15 protein-coding genes are annotated in these 17,969 nt (G+C 61.5%); 12 read left to right on the plus strand and 3 right to left on the minus strand.

The features are described 5' to 3' along the window. The 10 genes from B3187_RS16585 to hemW form a co-directional block, all read left to right on the plus strand. On the plus strand, positions 1–1,716 hold a 1,716-nt coding region (locus tag B3187_RS16585), incomplete at its 5' end, for a hypothetical protein (protein WP_286807587.1). Positions 1,717–1,796: 80 nt separating this feature from the next. Beyond that, positions 1,797–2,966, plus strand: a complete 1,170-nt coding sequence (metX, locus tag B3187_RS16590) for a homoserine O-succinyltransferase MetX (protein ID WP_123638456.1) — start codon at positions 1,797–1,799, stop codon at positions 2,964–2,966. Positions 2,967–2,977: 11 nt separating this feature from the next. Further along, entirely contained in the window at positions 2,978–3,583 is a 606-nt protein-coding gene (metW, locus tag B3187_RS16595; protein ID WP_123638914.1) for a methionine biosynthesis protein MetW, read from the plus strand. A 44-nt stretch (positions 3,584–3,627) separates the two neighbouring features. Continuing rightward, the gene (locus B3187_RS16600) at positions 3,628–5,136 is read left to right on the plus strand and encodes a sensor histidine kinase (RefSeq protein WP_123638457.1); all 1,509 of its coding nucleotides are present in this window, start codon (positions 3,628–3,630) and stop codon (positions 5,134–5,136) included. Next, entirely contained in the window at positions 5,129–6,517 is a 1,389-nt protein-coding gene (locus B3187_RS16605; RefSeq protein ID WP_286807591.1) for a sigma-54-dependent transcriptional regulator, read from the plus strand. The genes B3187_RS16600 and B3187_RS16605 overlap by 8 nt, the downstream gene beginning before the upstream one ends. Positions 6,518–6,763: 246 nt before the next feature. Further along, positions 6,764–7,165, plus strand: a complete 402-nt coding sequence (locus tag B3187_RS16610; RefSeq protein WP_123638459.1) for a DUF4168 domain-containing protein — start codon at positions 6,764–6,766, stop codon at positions 7,163–7,165. Positions 7,166–7,316: 151 nt separating this feature from the next. Beyond that, positions 7,317–7,754: a DUF4426 domain-containing protein gene (locus B3187_RS16615; protein ID WP_024461443.1), complete on the plus strand. Its 438-nt coding sequence runs from the start codon at positions 7,317–7,319 to the stop codon at positions 7,752–7,754. Between the two features lie 25 nt (positions 7,755–7,779). Next, positions 7,780–8,379 carry an RdgB/HAM1 family non-canonical purine NTP pyrophosphatase gene (rdgB, locus tag B3187_RS16620; protein WP_123638460.1) on the plus strand — a complete coding sequence of 200 codons (600 nt, stop codon included), beginning with the start codon at positions 7,780–7,782 and terminating at the stop codon, positions 8,377–8,379. A 180-nt stretch (positions 8,380–8,559) separates the two neighbouring features. Further along, positions 8,560–10,608, plus strand: coding sequence for an alpha/beta hydrolase family protein (locus tag B3187_RS16625; RefSeq protein ID WP_286807593.1), 2,049 nt, complete (start codon positions 8,560–8,562; stop codon positions 10,606–10,608). A gap of 93 nt (positions 10,609–10,701) precedes the next feature. Next, entirely contained in the window at positions 10,702–11,868 is a 1,167-nt protein-coding gene (gene hemW, locus B3187_RS16630; protein WP_286807595.1) for a radical SAM family heme chaperone HemW, read from the plus strand. A gap of 12 nt (positions 11,869–11,880) precedes the next feature. Here hemW and B3187_RS16635 read toward each other — a convergent pair whose 3' ends face one another. Then, complete coding sequence (locus B3187_RS16635) at positions 11,881–12,060, minus strand: DUF6435 family protein (RefSeq protein WP_024461446.1); 180 nt, start codon at positions 12,058–12,060, stop codon at positions 11,881–11,883. 169 nt (positions 12,061–12,229) lie between these two features. Between B3187_RS16635 and B3187_RS16640 the strand changes: the two genes are divergently transcribed. Both B3187_RS16640 and B3187_RS16645 read left to right on the plus strand, forming a co-directional pair. Continuing rightward, a complete protein-coding gene (locus B3187_RS16640) occupies positions 12,230–13,573 on the plus strand; it encodes a sugar porter family MFS transporter (RefSeq protein ID WP_286807598.1) in 1,344 nt (447 codons plus the stop codon). Positions 13,574–13,640: 67 nt separating this feature from the next. Then, positions 13,641–16,037, plus strand: coding sequence for a response regulator (locus B3187_RS16645; protein ID WP_286807600.1), 2,397 nt, complete (start codon positions 13,641–13,643; stop codon positions 16,035–16,037). Between the two features lie 16 nt (positions 16,038–16,053). Here B3187_RS16645 and B3187_RS16650 read toward each other — a convergent pair whose 3' ends face one another. Beyond that, positions 16,054–17,154 (minus strand): endonuclease/exonuclease/phosphatase family protein, encoded by a 1,101-nt coding sequence (locus B3187_RS16650; protein ID WP_286807602.1) that lies wholly within the window; start codon positions 17,152–17,154, stop codon positions 16,054–16,056. An 82-nt stretch (positions 17,155–17,236) separates the two neighbouring features. Further along, a complete protein-coding gene (locus B3187_RS16655) occupies positions 17,237–17,968 on the minus strand; it encodes a DsbA family protein (protein WP_286807604.1) in 732 nt (243 codons plus the stop codon). Position 17,969: the final 1 nt, after the last annotated feature.

Consider the following 17,969-nt stretch of genomic DNA (forward strand, 5'->3'; position numbering starts at 1 on the left):
GGCCGCACCACCATGTGCCCCACCGAAATATACTGCGACCCGGACCGGCCCAACTGCTTGCGCCTGCTGCCGATCGAGACCCGGCGCAGCCAGGCCAGTCTGGAGCGTTTCAAACGGATTCCCCGCAACTGGGTGACCCTGCCCCTGGACCCCAAGACACCGGAAACGCTGCGCGCCACCCTCGATCAGGTCTCCGCCAGCCAGTGGGTCAGCGACGATGAGGCCCGGGCACTCGGTTTCTGTCCCGATGAAAACAGTGAGCGCAACGACCAGGGACAGGTGGCCATCCCTCGCTGGCGCCACGCCATGATCAGCCTTGATCACCCGCTGCTGCGCCGCGGCCTGCGGATCATCGACACTCCGGGGCTCAATGCCCTGGGCAACGAACCCGAACTGACTCTCAAGGTGCTGCCCCAGGCCCAAGCCATCGTGTTTCTGCTCTCGGCCGACGCCGGTCTGACCGCCAGCGACATGACCCTGTGGCGCGACCATATTCAGGGGCTTCGCCAGCAGCGCGGCAGCGCCGTGCTGACCCTGCTCAACAAGGTCGACAGTCTGTGGGATGATCTCCAGCCACCGGAGCAGGTGGCTCAGACGGTGGAGCAACTCCGCCAACTGACCGCCCGCCAATTGGCCCTGGAGCCCGAACAGGTCCTACCCCTGTCGGCCAAGCAGGCACTGCTGGCCCGCGCCCGCGACGACGCCGAGCGTCTTGAGCGCAGCGGTTTTGGTCACCTGGAAAAGGCCCTCGGGGAGACAGTGGCCCGCAGTCGTCAGCAACTGGCCGGCCAACGCCTGATCACCGACAGCCAGAGCATGATCGACAACGTCTACCACAGCCTCAAGGGCCGGATCGCAGACGCCCAACAGGAGCTGTTGCTGATACGCACCGGCGATCGGGCGCAGAGCGATGCCCTGCTCAACGAACGGCGCGAGGCCATCCGCCAGAAACATCGCCAGTACCACAAACAGTCACTGTCGCTGCGCACCAGTCAGATGCTGCTGGACAAGCAGAGACCGTCCCTCATCCAGGTCATCAGCCCGGAGCGGCTGGCCCGGGAAATCGACCACACCCGCCAGAAACTGACCAACAGCTGGACCACCCTGGGGTTGTCCCGCTCCATGGCACACCTGTTCGATTGGCTGGACCACCAGATGGGCCACCTGGAGCGAGAAGTGGAGCGTACCAACCGGGTACTGGACTCCATTTACCAGCGCCCCGAGCATGCCATTGACGCCGACCAGACCCCAGCCAACTACCGGCTGGACCTCGCGGACCAACGCCGGCAGTTGCGCCAACTGCACCATCAGGCCGACCAGTTCCGCGCCTCGCTGGACAGTCTGTTGAGCCTCAAGGGGCCACTGATTCAGCGTTTTGTCAGCACCCTCGTCCAGGAGGCCCGGACGCTATGGCATCAGCTCTACAACATCATTGATCACTGGCTGAAACAGGCCCTGGTGCCGCTGTTTCAGCGTAACCAGTATCAACGGCAGTTGCTCGAACACCATATGTTGCGCCTGACCCGCATGCGCCGGGAACAACAGGACCAGGCTCAGCAGGTGAGCACCCTGCGCGACAATATCGACCAGATGGAGCGCGCCCTGGCAGACCTCCAGGCGGTGCGCGAGCAGACCCAACCCGCCATGAATCAACCGGAGCATCAGGCCACGGTGGTTCCCCTGCACCGCCCCCGGGCGGCTCAGACCGCCCCCTGATCCGGACCGCATCGCTTGCAGCATTCCCGGCGCAACCTTAGACTTGCGGGTTTACTCTCCATCCAGGACTGAGATTGCCAATGCCCGACACCCTGCCCGACGACTCGGTGGGTCTGGTCACCCCCCAGACTCTGGAGTTCACTGAGCCGCTCACGCTGGCCTGTGGCACCACGCTCGAGCGCTACGAGCTGGTGTACGAGACCTATGGCACCCTCAACGACGACCGCTCCAATGCGGTACTAATCTGTCACGCCCTGTCCGGTAACCATCACGCCGCCGGCTACCACAGCATGGACGATCGCAAGCCCGGCTGGTGGGACAACTACATCGGCCCGGGCAAAGCCATCGACACCAACAAGTTTTTTGTGGTCTGCCCCAACAACCTCGGCGGCTGCAGCGGCTCCACTGGCCCGCGCAGCACCAACCCGGCCACCGGCAAGCCCTGGGGACCGGATTTTCCCATGCTGCGGGTACGTGACTGGGTCGAGAGTCAGGCCCGTTTATCCGATGCGCTGGGCATTGAACGCTGGGCCGCCATCGTCGGCGGTAGTCTCGGCGGCATGCAGGTGATGCGCTGGGCTCTGGAGTATCCGGACCGATTGGGTCACGCGGTAGTGATCGCCTCGGCAATGAAGCTGAGCGCCCAGAACATTGCCTTCAACGAAACCGCCCGGCAGGCGATCATGTCCGACCCGAACTTCCTTGACGGGCGCTATCTGGAGCACAACACCCTGCCCCGCAGCGGGCTGGCGGTGGCGCGTATGATTGGCCATATCACCTATCTGTCCGATCACGCCATGGGCGAGAAATTCGGTCGGGAATTGCGCAGCGGCAGCTTTGTGCGCGGTCAGCACGATCCGGTGGAGTTTCAGGTGGAGAGCTATCTGCGCTACCAGGGCGACAGCTTTGCCAATAACTTCGATGCCAACAGCTATATTCTGATTACCCGAGCGCTGGATTACTTCGACCTGGCCCGGGAATACGACGACAATCCGGTCCAGGCCTTTGCCGAGGCCCGCTGCCGGTTTTTTGTGGTGTCCTTCAGCAGCGACTGGCGCTTCTCGCCCCAGCGCTCCCGGGAAATTGTCGACGCTCTGCTCGGCGCCCGCCAGCCGGTCACCTACACCGCCATTGATTCGCCCTACGGCCACGATGCCTTCCTGCTGCCCAGCGAACGCTACCGGGAGGCCTTCACCCGCTACATGGCGGGCGTGGCCCGGGACGCGCAGCGCCAGGAGGCCAAGGCATGAACGGAGCCCCCATGCGACTCGACCAGACCGAAATTCAGCACTGGATTGCCGAGGGCAGCCGCATTCTCGACCTGGGCTGCGGCGACGGCACCCTGCTCAAGTATCTGCAGGAGACCAAGAACACCTCCGGCTACGGCCTGGAGATCGGCGCCGACCAGATCAACGCCTGCATCGACAAGGGCCTGAACGTCATTGAGCAGAACCTGGATGACGGCCTGGGCAATTTCGCCGACCAGAGCTTCGATACCGTGATCATGGCTCAGGCCATCCAGACCATGCACTACCCCCATAAAGTGCTGGATGAAATGCTCCGGGTGGGCAAGGAGTGCATCGTCACCTTCCCCAACTTTGGCCACTGGAAAGCCCGTTGGCACCTGGCGGTGCGTGGCCGCATGCCGGTGTCCGACCTGCTGCCCTTCGAGTGGTACGATACCCCCAACATCCATTTCTGCACCTTCCGGGATTTCGAGGTGCTCTGCCGGGACAAAGGCATCACCGTGCTGCACCGCCAGGTGGTCAACGAAGCGTCGCCGAACTTTCTCAAGGATGTATCGCCCAACCTGTTTGGCGAGACCGCGATTTACCACCTGCGCCTCGGTGACCGGGCCGGTCAGTAGACCGGTCTTCGCTTCAGCCACCCCCAAACCGGGAGTCAGCCTCCATGGGATTGCGACAGCCCTTCGGTCTGTACAACATCCGCACCGCGCTGCTGGCGTTTGTGCTCGCGCCCTTTCTGTTGATCATGATCACCACCGCCGGCTTCAGCCTGCGCCAACTGGAGCAGACAGCGGAAACCGATATGGAGGAGGAAATCGAGCTGATCGCCCGCTCCATTCGCCGCCCCCTGAGCTACGCACTGGAAAATGGCCACGAGGAAACCCTGCGTCGAACCGTGACCTCGGCGGGGGATATCGGTCGGGTGTACGGCGTCTATGTCTACGACGAGCAGGGCAACCGCATCACCGCCCAGGGCCCGAGCAACGTACAGGTACAGGACATTGAGGCCGCCAGCCTCGCCTCCCGGGGCAGCGAGCAGAGCGCCTTTGAGGAAATCGGTGGTGAGGCGGTATTTTCCTACTTCATGCCCCTGACCGACAGTGGGGGGCGGATCCACGGGTTACTCCAGGTCACCCGGCGAGGCAGCGACTTCGTCCAACAGATTCGCGCCTTCCGTACCCGGGCGATCAGCATTCTGGCCGGTTCGGCCCTGCTGGTGCTGATTCTGGTGTGGATCGGCTATCAGCGCGCCATTGGTCGCCACATCCAGTCCATGGGGAGCGGTATGGCCACCGTCGCCAGCGGCCGCCGGGACCATCGCCTGGATACCGAGGGCCCCACCGAGCTGCGCTTCCTGTCCGAAGGCATCAATCGGATGCTCGACAGCATCGTCGCCTCCGAGCGGGAAATCACCACTCGTCGGGAACGGGAATACCAACTCAAACACCAGCTACACCAAGCCGAAAAACTGGCCGCCATCGGACGTTTTGCCGCCGGGGTCGCGCACGAGTTGGGCACCCCCTTGAGCGTGGCCGACGGTAAGGCCCAGCGCGCCCTGCGCCGAGCAACCCCCGAGGATGCCAAAACCCTGCAGGACATCCGCCAGCAGCTGCAGCGCATGGAGCGGATCATCCGCCAGCTGATGGATTTTGCCCGCCCGGTGACCCCCGAGCACCGGGAAGTCCGCTTGACCGATCTGATGCAATCCTCCCTGCAGCAGGTGGAAGAGGAGCGTCGCAAACAGGTGGTCGACATCCAGGTTCAGGCGTCCGAGGCCCCCTGCCCCGCACTCAATGCCGATCGCCTGCGCCTGGAGCAGGCACTGATCAACCTGCTGCGCAACGCCGTGCAGGCCACCCCCAACGGCCTCGTCCGGCTGAGTTGGCACTGCACGGCCGACGCCGTGCAGCTCGTGGTGGAGGACAACGGCCCGGGCATCGACCCCTCGATACGCGAACAGCTGCTCGAACCCTTTGTCACCACCAAGCCAGTGGGGGTCGGCACCGGGCTCGGGCTGGCAGTGGTCAACGCCGTGGTCACCGAGCACGGTGGCCGTATCGACATCGGCACCAGCGAGCTCGGCGGGGCCCGCTTTGATCTGACCATCCCCTTTCAGCCCCCGGCCGACTCGCCGTCCGCCCTGAACGCACCTGAGGTAACTCCCAATGCCTGACACCCCCAGTGCCGCTCCCGTGGACATTCTGGTGATCGAGGATGACCCGGACTTGCGTCAATTGTTGCTGGAAGAGCTCACCGATGCCGGTCACCGCTGTGCCGGCAAGGGGGATCTGGCCAGCGCCCGGCAGTGGCTGAGCGAGGAGGCGCCCAAACTGGTGGTCAGCGACCTGCATCTGCCCGATGGCAACGGTCTGGACCTGCTCGAAGAGTTGCGTCAGTTGCCCGTCCGCCCGAGTTTTATCGCCATCACCGCCTTTGGCACCATCGATCAGGCGGTGGATGCCCTCAAACGCGGCGCCGATGACTTTCTGACCAAACCCCTGGACCTGGACCACTTTACCCTGTCCATCACCCGCACTCTACAGCGCCAACAGTTGGAGCAGGAGCTGAGCTACTATCGGCGCCTGCTGGATCAGGGCGAGTTTCACGGCATGATCGGGCGCAGCCCGCGCATGCGCCAACTGTTCACCCAGATACAGCAGGTAGCCCAGGCCGGCGGCCCGGTGCTGGTGACCGGAGAGAGTGGCGTGGGCAAGGAGCTGGTAGCCCGCGCCATTCACCGGGAAAGCGATCGTCGGGATGGCCCATTCATTGCGCTCAACTGCGGCGGCATTGCCGCCAACCTGCTGGAAAGTGAACTGTTCGGCCATGCCGCGGGCGCCTTTACCGGCGCCAGCAAGGCCCGGCGCGGCCTGTTTGCTGCCGCCGACGGCGGCACCCTGATGCTCGATGAGATCGGCGAAATGCCCATGGAGATGCAATCGAGCCTGCTGCGGGTACTGCAGGACGGTCGGGTGCGGCCAGTGGGCAGCAACACCGAACAGGACCTGAACGTGCGCATCATCGCCGCCACCAACCGGGAGCTGCCCGATGAGGTCAGCGAGGGGCGCTTTCGGGAGGATCTCTACTACCGGCTGGAAACCTTCACCATCGAAGTGCCGCCACTGCGCCAACGCGGCGATGACCTGGAGCGGCTTATCGCGCACATGGTGCACCAGTTCAACCAGCGCCGTCAGCAACCGGTGGACGGCCTGAGTGGCGAGGCGCTCAACCTGCTCAAGCGCTACCCCTTCCCGGGCAATGTGCGCGAGCTGTCCAATATCATCGAACGTGCGGTCACTTTCTGCTCGGAGCGCCTGATCGGGCCCGAACACCTGCCCGAGCGGATTCACCAGGCCACGCCAACCCCGGAGCCCGCCTCCGGCGACTCTTGGCAGCCCCCCACCGGCGAGGGCGAGCTGGTGTCGCTGGATGCAGTGGAGCGCAGTTACATCCACTATGTGCTCGATCAGGTGGACGGCAACAAAAAGCGCGCCGCCGATATTCTCAACATCGGTCGCCGCACCCTCTACCGCTGGCTGGAAACCGACGCGTGAATTTGCCTCTCTGAGCAGCTTGCGCCCATCCGACACACTCAAGGGTGAGTCAAATTGGCACATGAGCGAAAGGGCACAGTGACCCAGTCCACACACAGCAGGCCGCAACCTAAACAAAACCCATACAGATCAAAGCGTTATAAATTTTTTGGACTTCTGGCACGGGCGTTGCGATAAACCCGGGTACGCAACACAACTAACGGGTTTTTGAAAACCCACACTCTGTTTCACTGTGAGGAGAAACTTATGCGTACCATCAAACATCCCGTACTCGCTCTGCTGGCGTCTGTTGGTCTGCTGTTCGGTGCAGCGACCGTTTCCGCCCAGGGCGAAGCGCAAGCCCCGCAGGCCCAGCCTCAGGCTCAAGCAATGGACGTAAGCGAAAACCAGGTGGAAAGCTTCGTGGACGCCTACATGGCGGTTCAGGGCATCAACCAGGAGTACACTCAGAAGCTTCAGGCGGTGGAAGATCCCGAGAAAGCCACCGAACTGCAGCAGGAAGCCCAGACCAAGATGCAGGAAGCAGTGAGCGATTCCGGTCTGTCCATCTCTGAGTACCAGCAGATCGCCAACCAGGCCGGTCAGAGCGAAGAGCTGCGCAGCCAGATTGAGGCGGAGCTGACAGCGCGTATTGAACAGGACTCCTAAAACGGAGCAGACCAACACGCATCGATAACGGGGCCAGACGGCCCCGTTTTTTTGTATTCCAACCTTATGCCAAAGACCCACCGAGTAAGGTAGACTTTCTCCTGGTCGTGCTCGCGTCCGAACCCTTGTCATTCGAAGCCGGAGAACCCACATGTCACGCCTGCTGTCCCTGACCGCCCTGCTAGCGCTGCTACTGTCGCCCCTGACCCATGCCCAGAGTGGCTCGGAGCGCTTTGGTGATTACCAGGTGTACTACAGCGTGTTCAACAGCACCTTCGTATTGCCCGACATCGCCAGCGTGCACAATCTGGTGCGCAGTGAAGACCGGGCCCTGGTCAACGTCAGCATTGCCCGCGCCGACGGAGGATTGGGCCTACCCGCCAGACTGAGTGGTACCGCCAACAATCTGTTACAACAGAGCCAGACCCTCGAGTTCAAAGAGATCAGCGAAGGCGACACGACTTACTACATCGCTCCGGTGCGCCATCTCAATGAAGAGATGTACAACTTCCGGATTACCATTCAGCCCGAGGGCGCCGAGCAGAGCTTCGAACTGCGCTTCAGCCAAAAGCTGTACATTGAAAAGTAATTTCACCATCCACTGAGGAGCATGCATGCAGAAACTGGTACTCGCCAGTGGCAACCCCGGCAAACTGAAAGAGTTTCAACAACTGCTCGCCGATTGCGGCTATCAGGTCCTCTCCCAGGGCGAGTTCGGACTCGACAGCGCCGAGGAAACCGGCCTGACCTTTGTCGAGAACGCCATCCTGAAAGCGCGCCACGCCAGCGCCCAAACCGGCCTGCCGGCCCTGGCCGATGACTCAGGTCTGTCTGTGGATGCTCTGGATGGCCGCCCCGGCATCTACTCGGCTCGCTACGCTGGCCCGAAGGCCACCGACGCCGATAACAATGCTCGCTTGCTGCAGGAACTCGAGGGCGTCCCCGAGGCCGAGCGCGGCGCCTGCTATCACTGTGTGCTGGTGTTGATGCGCCACGCTGAAGACCCCACCCCGGTGATCGCTCAGGGCCAGTGGCGCGGGCGCATCCGCACCGGACCCAAGGGTGAGGGCGGCTTTGGCTACGACCCCCTGTTTCAGGTCCTCGAACGTCAGTGCAGCGCAGCGGAGCTGGGCAAAGAAGAAAAAGGCAAAATCAGCCACCGGGCCATCGCCACCCGGGCGCTGCTCGCCGGGCTGACCAACGGGGCGTCCTGACGCCCCGCACGCAAACGGACAATTGGCAATTGAAATTCACGCCAACCTGTGGCGTAATCCCAATTGTCGTACTAATAATAACGCCAGGGTTGAGGCGCCCCGTCATGGAGCAGTAGACGTGATGCCGACCGTAATGGCGTCGTGACATTCACATCTGCTCAAGAAGGACGGGCTGTACTCATGATGAAAACTCTCTCCGGCACTCGCGCCGATTCACTCCTGTTCAACGCTCTCTCCATACTCAGGGTCTGCTCTATCGCCTTGCTCACCCTACTTGCGCTTCCAACCGCCGCAGACTCACCGGAGTTGGAACAGCTCGCCTCTCTCTACGGTGTCGACCCTTCCCGGGAAATGGTCGCCATTTCGCCCAACGGTGAACTTCTGGCGTTTCGTACCCGGGATGGCGATAAAGACCTGATTCTGGTTCATTCCCTGAAGGAAGGAAAAAACATCACCGGTGCCCACGTCGGGGAAATGGACCCGCGGCGGCTGCATTTTGTCAGCGACCAATACCTGATCATGGTCGCCTCCAAGGAAACCCGTCTGATGGGCTTTCGGGGCCGTAACGAAATCAGTACCGCCTATGCGTTGAACGTCGAGACCGGCGACATCGAACAGTTGTTGCGCCCGGGCCATGTCATCTACGCCGGCCAGCAGGGCCTGGGGCGAATTCTCGGGATTTCCGACGACGGCCGGAAGTTGTACATGCCCGCCTATGTGCCCCGCTCCAAAACCGATCGACAACCCGATTACGCCCTGCTCGAAGTCGATATTGAGAAACCGCGCAATCCCAAGGTCCTGGAAGATGGCCACTCCTATACCGTGGACTGGTTCGTCGGGCGCAACGGAAAAGTCCTGGCGCAGGAGCGTTACAACGAAGACGACTATCAGCACGAGATTCTGGTGCGTGACGGCGATGACTGGCGGGTTATCTATTCGGACAACTCGCCGCGCACCGTGGCCTCGTTTATCGGAGAAACACCGGATCAGCAATCACTGGTGATGCTCAAGGAGGACTGGGATACCGGTCGACTCGAGTATTACCGATTGAACCTGAACAGTGGCAAGCAGGAACGGCTCGACCTCAACCGCAACGATAGCGACATCGCCAACGTCCGTCTCAACGCCGAGCGGGTCGCGATTGGCATCACCTACGCGGGCTTTAACCCCAGCTACCACTTTTTTGATGCCGTGCTGAATGATCGGGTGAGCAAACTTCAGGCACAGTTCAAGGGTCACTCCCTTTATGTGGTCAACGCCGACTCCGAGCTGAACAATCTGGTGCTGTATCTGGAGGGGCCCTCCACCGCCGGCGAGTTTTACCTGTCGCAGAAAAATCAACCGGTGCGTTTTTTGTTGAGTGCCTATCCCGGTATCAGCGAAGCCGAAGTGCAACCCTCGGTACCCTTTGAGTTCAAAGCCCGGGACGGATTGGTCATTCCCACCTTGCTGACCATTCCGCGGGTTCACGCCGCCAACCCGGAAAACCTGCCCGCCGTTGTGCTACCACACGGGGGGCCGGAATCTTACGATCGCCAGGAATTCGACGCGCTGGTTCAGTCGATTGCCGCCCGTGGCTATGCCGTCATTCAGCCCCAGTTCCGTGGCTCTTACGGCTTCGGATACGAGCATTGGGCGGCCGGTCTGGGCGAGTGGGGCCGAGCCATGCAGGATGACGTATCCGATGCGGTAAAAGCCCTGAGCAACGTCGGCTTTATCGATCCGGACCGGGTCTGCATTGCCGGCGCCAGCTACGGCGGTTACTCAGCCCTGGCGGGCGCAGCCTTTACCCCCGATCTGTATCGCTGTGCCATTTCCATACATGGGGTCAGCGACCTGAACGCCATGCTGGAACATGAAGAGAAGGACCTGGGCGAAGACCACTGGGTCATCGAATACTTCTCTCGCTCTATCGCCAAAAACTACTTCACCCCGGAGCGCTTGGCCGCTCACTCGCCCGCCAACTTCGCCAGTGGTATCAGCGCCCCGGTGCTGTTGGTCCACGGGGAAGAAGACGAGATTGTGCCGATTGAGCAATCAGAGCTGATGCTGGAAAAACTGCAGGCGGCCAACAAACCGGTGAAGTACCTGCCGCTGAAAGATACTGGCCACAGTTACGGTGAGGAGCCGGTGCGCCAGATGCTGATCGAGGAGGTACTGGCATTTCTGGATGAGCACCTGGCGCCCTCCGGGCAGACACTGGCAACGACGAACAGCGAGGCAGATTAGACTTCCGCCCTTCCGAGACAAGAGCGGCGGAGGTAAGGGAGGCGGAGGTCATGGTATAGTGACGGCCTGTTTTTAGTGAACCGCCGGATTGCCATGCGCCTCCCCCCGCTCTCGCTCTACATTCACATTCCCTGGTGCGTCCGCAAATGCCCCTACTGCGATTTCAACTCGCACCAGGCCGGTGACGCTCTACCCGAGGCAGAGTACGTCGCCGCCCTGGGGGCCGACCTGGCCGCCGAGGCTGATTTGGCTCAGGGGCGCGCCATCCAGACGGTATTTTTCGGCGGGGGCACGCCGAGCCTGTTTTCCGCCGAGGCGATTGGTCGGATTCTGGAAAACGTCGATCAGACGGTGGGACTGGCCTCCAATGCGGAGATTACCCTGGAAGCCAACCCCGGCACCTTCGAGCAGGCGCGCTTCAGTGCCTATCGCCGCGCCGGGGTGAACCGGCTGTCCATCGGGGTGCAGAGCTTTCAGGCCGAGCAATTGCACAAGCTGGGCCGTATTCACGGTCGCGATGAAGCGCTGGCCGCCGTGGCCATGGCCCGGCAGGCCGGCTTCGACAATATCAACCTCGACCTGATGCACGGGCTGCCAGAGCAGAGCACCGCGGCCGCCTGTGCCGACCTGCAACAGGCCATTGAACTGGCCCCCGAGCACCTGTCCTGGTATCAGTTGACCATCGAGCCCAACACCCATTTTTACAGTGCGCCCCCGCTGTTGCCGGTGGAGGATACCCTGGCCGATATCCAGCAGGCCGGCGAAGCCCTGCTGGCCGAGGCGGGCTACGGCCAGTATGAAGTATCTGCCTATTGCCAGCCCGGCAAGCCCGCCCGGCACAACCTCAACTACTGGACCTATGGGGATTATCTGGGCATCGGTGCCGGCGCCCACGGGAAAGTGACCCATCCCGAGCGCGGCGACATCACCCGGCGCTGGAAAACCCGCTTACCCGCTCACTACCTTGAGCGGGCCGCCGCTGCTTCGACCACGCCCGCGAACGCGGAGCACCCGATGCTCGCCGGGCAGGAGACCCTCAAGCCCGAGGACCTGCCACTGGATTACCTGCTCAATGCTCTGCGCCTGAACGAAGGCGTACCGGCGCAAGCATTCGAGGCGTACACCGGTCTACCTCTGTCCAGGCTGGACCCGGCCTGGCGCGACCTGGAACGCAAGGGACTGGTACATCCCAAGGACAAGCGCCTGTGTACGACCGACCTCGGGCGTCGGTTTCTCAACGACGTGCTGGCCGCTTTTTAGTGTTTCATTCTGCTAGCGGCTGCTGTCGGCTTCCAGGGCTTTGATCTGCTGATAGATCCCCTCGGCCTCTTCGGTCAATAAAGAGTAGGTTTTGATATCGCCACTGCGCTGGGCGAGCATGGCGTCCTTGAGGCGCTGTTCGTAGGCTTTCTGCAGCTTTTTACGGGGGTCTGACTTGAGCCAGCTCAACATGGTGGGTCACTCCTGAAGTTCGATAGTGTGACCAGTGTACGTGCCCTTTGCCCAAACGGACGAACCCTGATAGCCCATGGGGCCAACAGAAACTGGTGATTTCCCGTATCAGGGACTATGATACCGGTTACAGACCGACCTCTCATAATAGTAATAACGGACCGATTCCATGACTCGTACCATCAATCACGCCAGACTGCTGTTCTGGTCATTCACCGTCGCGCTGGGCGGCTTCCTGTTCGGGTTTGATACCGCCGTCATTTCCGGCGCGGAACAGGCCATCCAGGCACAGTGGGCGCTCTCGGATGCCCTGATCGGCCTGATGGTCTCATCGGCGTTGGCCGGTACGGTCATCGGTGCCATCTTTGGCGGCATTCCCTGCGACCGTTACGGGCGCAAGATAACCCTGTTCTGGATTGGAGTCCTGTATCTGGTCTCGGCACTCGGCTCGGCCCTCGCCCCCGATGCCTACAGCCTGATGCTGTTCCGCTTTCTCGGTGGGCTCGGCGTGGGCGCCTCCTCAGTGGCCGCCCCGGTATATATCTCGGAAATCGCCCCCACCGGTCTGCGCGGCCGCCTGACCGCCATGTTTCAGTTCAACCTGGTGTTCGGCATCCTGTGTGCCTATCTGTCCAACTACGGTGTGGCCAGTGCCGGGGGCGACTGGCGCATCATGCTGGGCGTGGAAGTGGTGCCCGCCCTGCTGTTTGTGATTCTGATTCTGTTTGTGCCCCGCAGCCCCCGCTGGCTGATCACCCGGCGCGCCGCCCACGACGAGGCTCGCCGAGTGCTCACGATGATCGACCCCAGCCGGGTCGAGCAGGCCCTGGCGGAGATTGAGCACAGCCACAAACAGAAGGCGCAGGGCAGCGAGCTCCGGGAGTTTCTGTCCGGCCGTTATCGCTGGCCGATTCTGCTCGCCTTTCTGTTTGCGTTTTTCAATCAGGTGTCCGGCATCAACGCGGTGATCTATTACGCGCCGCGCATTTTTTCCATGGCGGGCATGGAGAGCAGTGCCGCGCTCTTGTCCTCCGCCGGACTCGGGCTGGTGAACCTGGTCTTTACCCTGATCGGTCTGGCGCTGATCGACCGCTTCGGGCGGCGCTTTCTCATGTACATTGGCTCCTTTGGCTACATTCTGTCACTGACTAGCCTGGCCCTGATTTTTCATCTGGAAGCCTTCGGTGGCAGCCTGGTGCCGCTGCTGATTTTTGTGTTTATCGCCTCCCACGCAATCGGTCAGGGCGCCTGCATCTGGGTCTTTATTGCCGAGATCTTCCCCAACAGCGTCCGCGGTTACGGCATGTCCCTGGGCTCGGGCACTCACTGGGTATTTGCCGCCCTGGTCGCGTTCAGCTTTCCGTATTTTGCCGGCACCCTCGGCGGGGCACCGCTATTTGCTTTCTTCGCTGTCATGATGGTGCTGCAACTGCTGTTCGTGCGCTACCTGATGCCCGAGACCAAAGGTGTTTCACTGGAGGACCTGGAGGTCCAGCTCAGTCAAAAGCGGTAACCGGCCAGAGGGTGAAGTGCTACACTTAGTGCGAGCGCTTCGCCCACTCTGCCAGTGACCGACCTTCATGCTGCGACTGATTCGCTACACACGCGAAAACCCCATCGCCACCCGCCTGCTCGGGCTGATCATCCTGAGCAGCTCGGCCATCACTCTGGTGGCCATCCTGATGCAACTCTACTCAAGCTTTCACGACGACCTGTCGGCACTGGAAGAGCGCCTGGATCAGGTCCGCGTCAGCACCCTGGCGAGCATCACCAAAAGCCTGTGGGGGTTTGACCAGGATCAGTTGTCGATTCAGATCGACAGTGTGCTGGATGTAGAAGACGTGGTGCAGGTGAGCGTTTCCTGGCGCGACTGGAATAACGCCGAGCAGACCCTGATCGAGTACAAGGAGGGCACGACCCAGGCCGATATTGAAGCGCGTCCCAACCAGTATCTGATCAAGGAATACCCCCTGGTCTATCAGGACGAAAGCACACCCCGGCAAGAGCTGGGCACCCTGCAGATTACCGCCAGCCTGACCAACATCTATGACCGACTGTGGCAACGCACGCTGTTTATCGCCGGCGTACAGGGCACCAAAACTCTGATCATTTCGTTTTTCATCCTGTGGTTGGTGTACACCCTGCTGACCCGCCATATGGAAACCATCGCCCACTACGCCCGTCAGCTCCACCTGGATAACCTGACCACCCCCTTGCGCCTGAAACGCATCAAGCCGGATGACAACCCCGACGAGCTGGACAATGTCGTGGAGGCGATCAATCACATGCGGGAAACGCTGCTCGAGGATATCGAGCAGCGTCAGGCGATGGAGCTGGCGCTCCTGCACGAGCGGGAGGAGAAGGCCCGCAACGAGCGCCAGAAGTTGGCCGCCGAAGATGCCAACCGGGCCAAGAGCCAGTTTCTGGCCACCATGAGCCACGAAATCCGCACCCCCATGAACGGGGTGATCGGCATGTTGGACATGCTGCGGGACACGCCCCTGAACGACAACCAGAAACACTACCTGGATGTGATTCACCGCTCCGGGGAAACCCTGCTGGAAATCATCAACGACATCCTCGATTACTCGAAAATCGAGGCAGGCAAAATGCAGCTCGAAGTGGCCGCCTTTGATCTGGAGGACCTGATTGAAGACTGCCTGCGCCTGTTTGGTGCAACCGCCAACAAGCAGGGTATCGAACTGATGGGTGGCGTGGACCCGGATGTTCCCCGCAAACTCAAAGGCGACCCGACCCGGCTGCGCCAGATTCTGATCAACCTGCTTGGCAATGCCTTCAAGTTCACCAACAAGGGACACATTGTGCTGGAAGTCTGCCGGGCCGAGGACTACACCGACGAGCAACCGCGGCTGCTGTTTTCCATCCAGGATACTGGCATCGGGATTGCGCGCTCCTCGCAGACCCACCTGTTCGACTCGTTCAATCAGGAAGACACATCGACCACCCGGCAATACGGCGGCACCGGCCTCGGTCTCGCCATCTGTAAAAGCCTGGCTGAATTGATGGGCGGCACCATCGGCGTCGAGAGCGAGAAGGGGCGGGGCGCCCGCTTCTGGTTTACGGCCGCCTTCGAGTCCATGCCGGACCGCCAGAGGGCACAGGAGGAGAAAGCGCTGGCCATACTCAAGGGGCGCCGGCTGCTGTTTGTCGACCCCAGCCCACGCCTGGGGGACTTCCTCGCCCGCCACTGCAAACGTTGGGGTATGACTCTGGACTGCATTGCGTCCGGGGCCGACGCCATCGCTCGGCTGCACGGGATGAACGAGCAGAACAAAGCCATCGATTTTATTGCCATCGGCAGCCAGCTCGATGACATGGAGGGCATTGCGCTAGCCGAACAGCTCAAAGGCGATTCGATCGCCCAGGACATTCCCCGACTGCTGCTTGATGCGGGAGAGCTCGGCGCCGAGCCCGAGAATCTGGCGAACCTGGGCATTCACAGTGTGCTGCACAAACCGTTTTCTGCCCGCAGCCTACGCCGCCGGCTGATCAGCATGCTGGGCGAAAACCTGGAGGATGAGAACACCCAGGTGCCGACGCCCACCGACTATCAGCAATTCGCCCACCTGAGGGTGCTGGTGGCTGAAGACAATGCCGTCAACCGGATGGTGATCAATGGGTTGCTGGGCAAGATGGGTATCGACGCGCGGCTGGTGGAAGACGGCCTGGCCGCCTATGAGGCCGCCTGCCGGGGAAGCTACGACCTGATCCTGATGGATTGCGAAATGCCGGAAATGGATGGCTTTGAAGCCACCCGCAGCATCCGCGAGCACGAGCGCCATCACAACCGTCCGGCGATTCCCATTGTGGCGTTGACCGCCCACGCCCTGCAGGAACACCGTGAAGAGGTATTCGCCTCGGGCATGAACCATTATCTGGGCAAGCCCATCACCCTGGCTAAGCTGTATCAGGCCTTCGAAAAGATGGGCCTGAACCGGCACGGCGGAGAGGCCTGAGTCTAACGAGGGCCCGCTATTTGGGCATGGCCACTTCCGGGCGGTGCACCTCACCGGGCGTGACCGACTCCTCGGCCATTTTTTCCCGGGCCCACTGCCGATCCTCCCGATCGGCGTCCAGCCCTTCTTGCGGCCGTGCGTTGGGGCGATAGACTAGACGCACCAACACCGGAAAGTGGTCTGAACCAAAAGCCGGCAGACGCCGGAGGTTTTCCAGCACAAAGTGCTCGCTGTGAAACAGGTGATCCAGAGGCCAGCGCAACAACGGAACCTTGGCGTGAAAACTGTTGCACATGCCCCGCCCGATACGTGGATCCAACAGGCCACTGATTTTGCGGAACAGGCGGGTGGTCGCGGACCAGGCCACATCGTTCAGGTCGCCAGTCACAATCACCGGTGAATCACTTTCCGCCACACTGCGACCCACCACCAGCAGCTCCGCATCGCGCTCCGAAGAGGTTTCATTTTCGGTCGGGCTCGGCGGCGCCGGATGCAGGCAATGCACCACAATTCGTTCACCGGAGGGCAACACCACTTCGGCGTGCATGGACGGTACATCATCTTCCACCAGAAACTGAATTGCCACATTCTCCAACGGATAGCGGGAGTAGACGTGCATACCGTAGAGGTTATCGAGGGGGCACTTGATGGTGTAGGCATAATCCGTTTCGAGGACATCGAGCTGTTGCTGCCACCAGCGGTCGGACTCCAGGGTCACGAGAAGGTCGGGTTGATGCTCCTTAACCAGAGACAGCAATCGCTGGGCCTGGCGATTGGGCGTGAGGACATTGGCGGTCATGATGGCGATTCGGTTGGCCCGATCCGACTCACTCAACGAACCCACGCCGCGAACCTCTTTGGGATGCAGGCGGGTGTAGGGCAGGATCCACCAGGCGTGATAGGCGAAACAGGCCGCGCTGATCAACGCCATGGCCCAGCTGTGCCCGGCGTCCGAAGGTGGCAACCACCAGGGCAGCAGCACCAGAAGCAACGCTAACAAGGCCAGCTGTAAACGCGGAAAATCCAGCCCCCGAATCCACCAGCGATCGTGCCGCAACACGGGCAGAACGGTCAGCAGTACCAACAGCGTCACCGCCACCCACAGGCTTGCCAGCATGATTGAATCCCTTTGTTCGCCTCAATAGTGCGATGAGCCTAAGCGATCCATGGCATGCTGGCAAGGTAGCGGGTCTCAGTGCTTAGCGGGCCTGCTCCAGAAGCGGTTTCAGCCGCTCATAGGGCACAAACCCGGGCACCACTTCATCCCCCGCCACCAGGCTCGGGGTGCCGCGCAACCCAAGGCCGGTGAAGACGCCGTAGTTTTCCTGCACCTGGGCACCCTGGCCGGCACTGCGCTCAAGCTGCGCTTCGGTCTCCGTGGCCTTGGCCACATCGCGCAGGGAGCGGGCGGTGTGCATGCCACTTTTGCCCATCAGGCGCCGATGGACCTCGGGGAACTTACCCGGCGCCTCCTGCCAGACCTGCATGGCAAACTGCGCCGAGTTGGTATTCAGCCCCTCGACGCTCTGCTGGCGCAAAGGCAGAAAGACGTTGATGACTTTCAGGTCGGGATACTCCTCAATGGCTTGCGCCAGCACCGGCTCCAGGCGTTTACAGAACGGGCAGTTGTAGTCATTGAAGACCACCAGCACCCGCTCGCCTTCGAGATTCCCCAGCGCCGGGTGACGGGCATCGTTCATCCACTCGCGCTGATCCTCCAGGGCCGTGGCGGAATTTTTCTGTTGCTCCAGGTGGCGCTGCACGCTGGTCACCAGGGAGTCGATGATCTCGGGATTATCCCGCAGCAGGGTATCCAGGGTTTTGAGCTGTTCCTCCTGGGTTTCGGTCAGCGAGTCGGCCCACGCCAGCGGCGCGAGCAATACAGTGGCCAGCACCAGGGTGCTCAGACGGTTCAAAAAAGTCATGATCATG

This window comes from Marinimicrobium sp. UBA4209, assembly GCF_002381585.1.
GTDB lineage: Bacteria > Pseudomonadota > Gammaproteobacteria > Pseudomonadales > Cellvibrionaceae > Marinimicrobium > Marinimicrobium koreense.

Coding starts and splice junctions, on each gene's coding strand:
- metX (WP_123638456.1), top strand. CDS start 1,797: ATGCCCGACACCCTGCCCGACGACTCGGTGGGTCTGGTCACCCCCCAG.
- metW (WP_123638914.1), top strand. CDS start 2,978: ATGCGACTCGACCAGACCGAAATTCAGCACTGGATTGCCGAGGGCAGC.
- B3187_RS16600 (WP_123638457.1), top strand. CDS start 3,628: ATGGGATTGCGACAGCCCTTCGGTCTGTACAACATCCGCACCGCGCTG.
- B3187_RS16605 (WP_286807591.1), top strand. CDS start 5,129: ATGCCTGACACCCCCAGTGCCGCTCCCGTGGACATTCTGGTGATCGAG.
- B3187_RS16610 (WP_123638459.1), top strand. CDS start 6,764: ATGCGTACCATCAAACATCCCGTACTCGCTCTGCTGGCGTCTGTTGGT.
- B3187_RS16615 (WP_024461443.1), top strand. CDS start 7,317: ATGTCACGCCTGCTGTCCCTGACCGCCCTGCTAGCGCTGCTACTGTCG.
- rdgB (WP_123638460.1), top strand. CDS start 7,780: ATGCAGAAACTGGTACTCGCCAGTGGCAACCCCGGCAAACTGAAAGAG.
- B3187_RS16625 (WP_286807593.1), top strand. CDS start 8,560: ATGATGAAAACTCTCTCCGGCACTCGCGCCGATTCACTCCTGTTCAAC.
- hemW (WP_286807595.1), top strand. CDS start 10,702: ATGCGCCTCCCCCCGCTCTCGCTCTACATTCACATTCCCTGGTGCGTC.
- B3187_RS16635 (WP_024461446.1), bottom strand. CDS start 12,060: ATGTTGAGCTGGCTCAAGTCAGACCCCCGTAAAAAGCTGCAGAAAGCC.
- B3187_RS16640 (WP_286807598.1), top strand. CDS start 12,230: ATGACTCGTACCATCAATCACGCCAGACTGCTGTTCTGGTCATTCACC.
- B3187_RS16645 (WP_286807600.1), top strand. CDS start 13,641: ATGCTGCGACTGATTCGCTACACACGCGAAAACCCCATCGCCACCCGC.
- B3187_RS16650 (WP_286807602.1), bottom strand. CDS start 17,154: ATGCTGGCAAGCCTGTGGGTGGCGGTGACGCTGTTGGTACTGCTGACC.
- B3187_RS16655 (WP_286807604.1), bottom strand. CDS start 17,968: ATGATCATGACTTTTTTGAACCGTCTGAGCACCCTGGTGCTGGCCACT.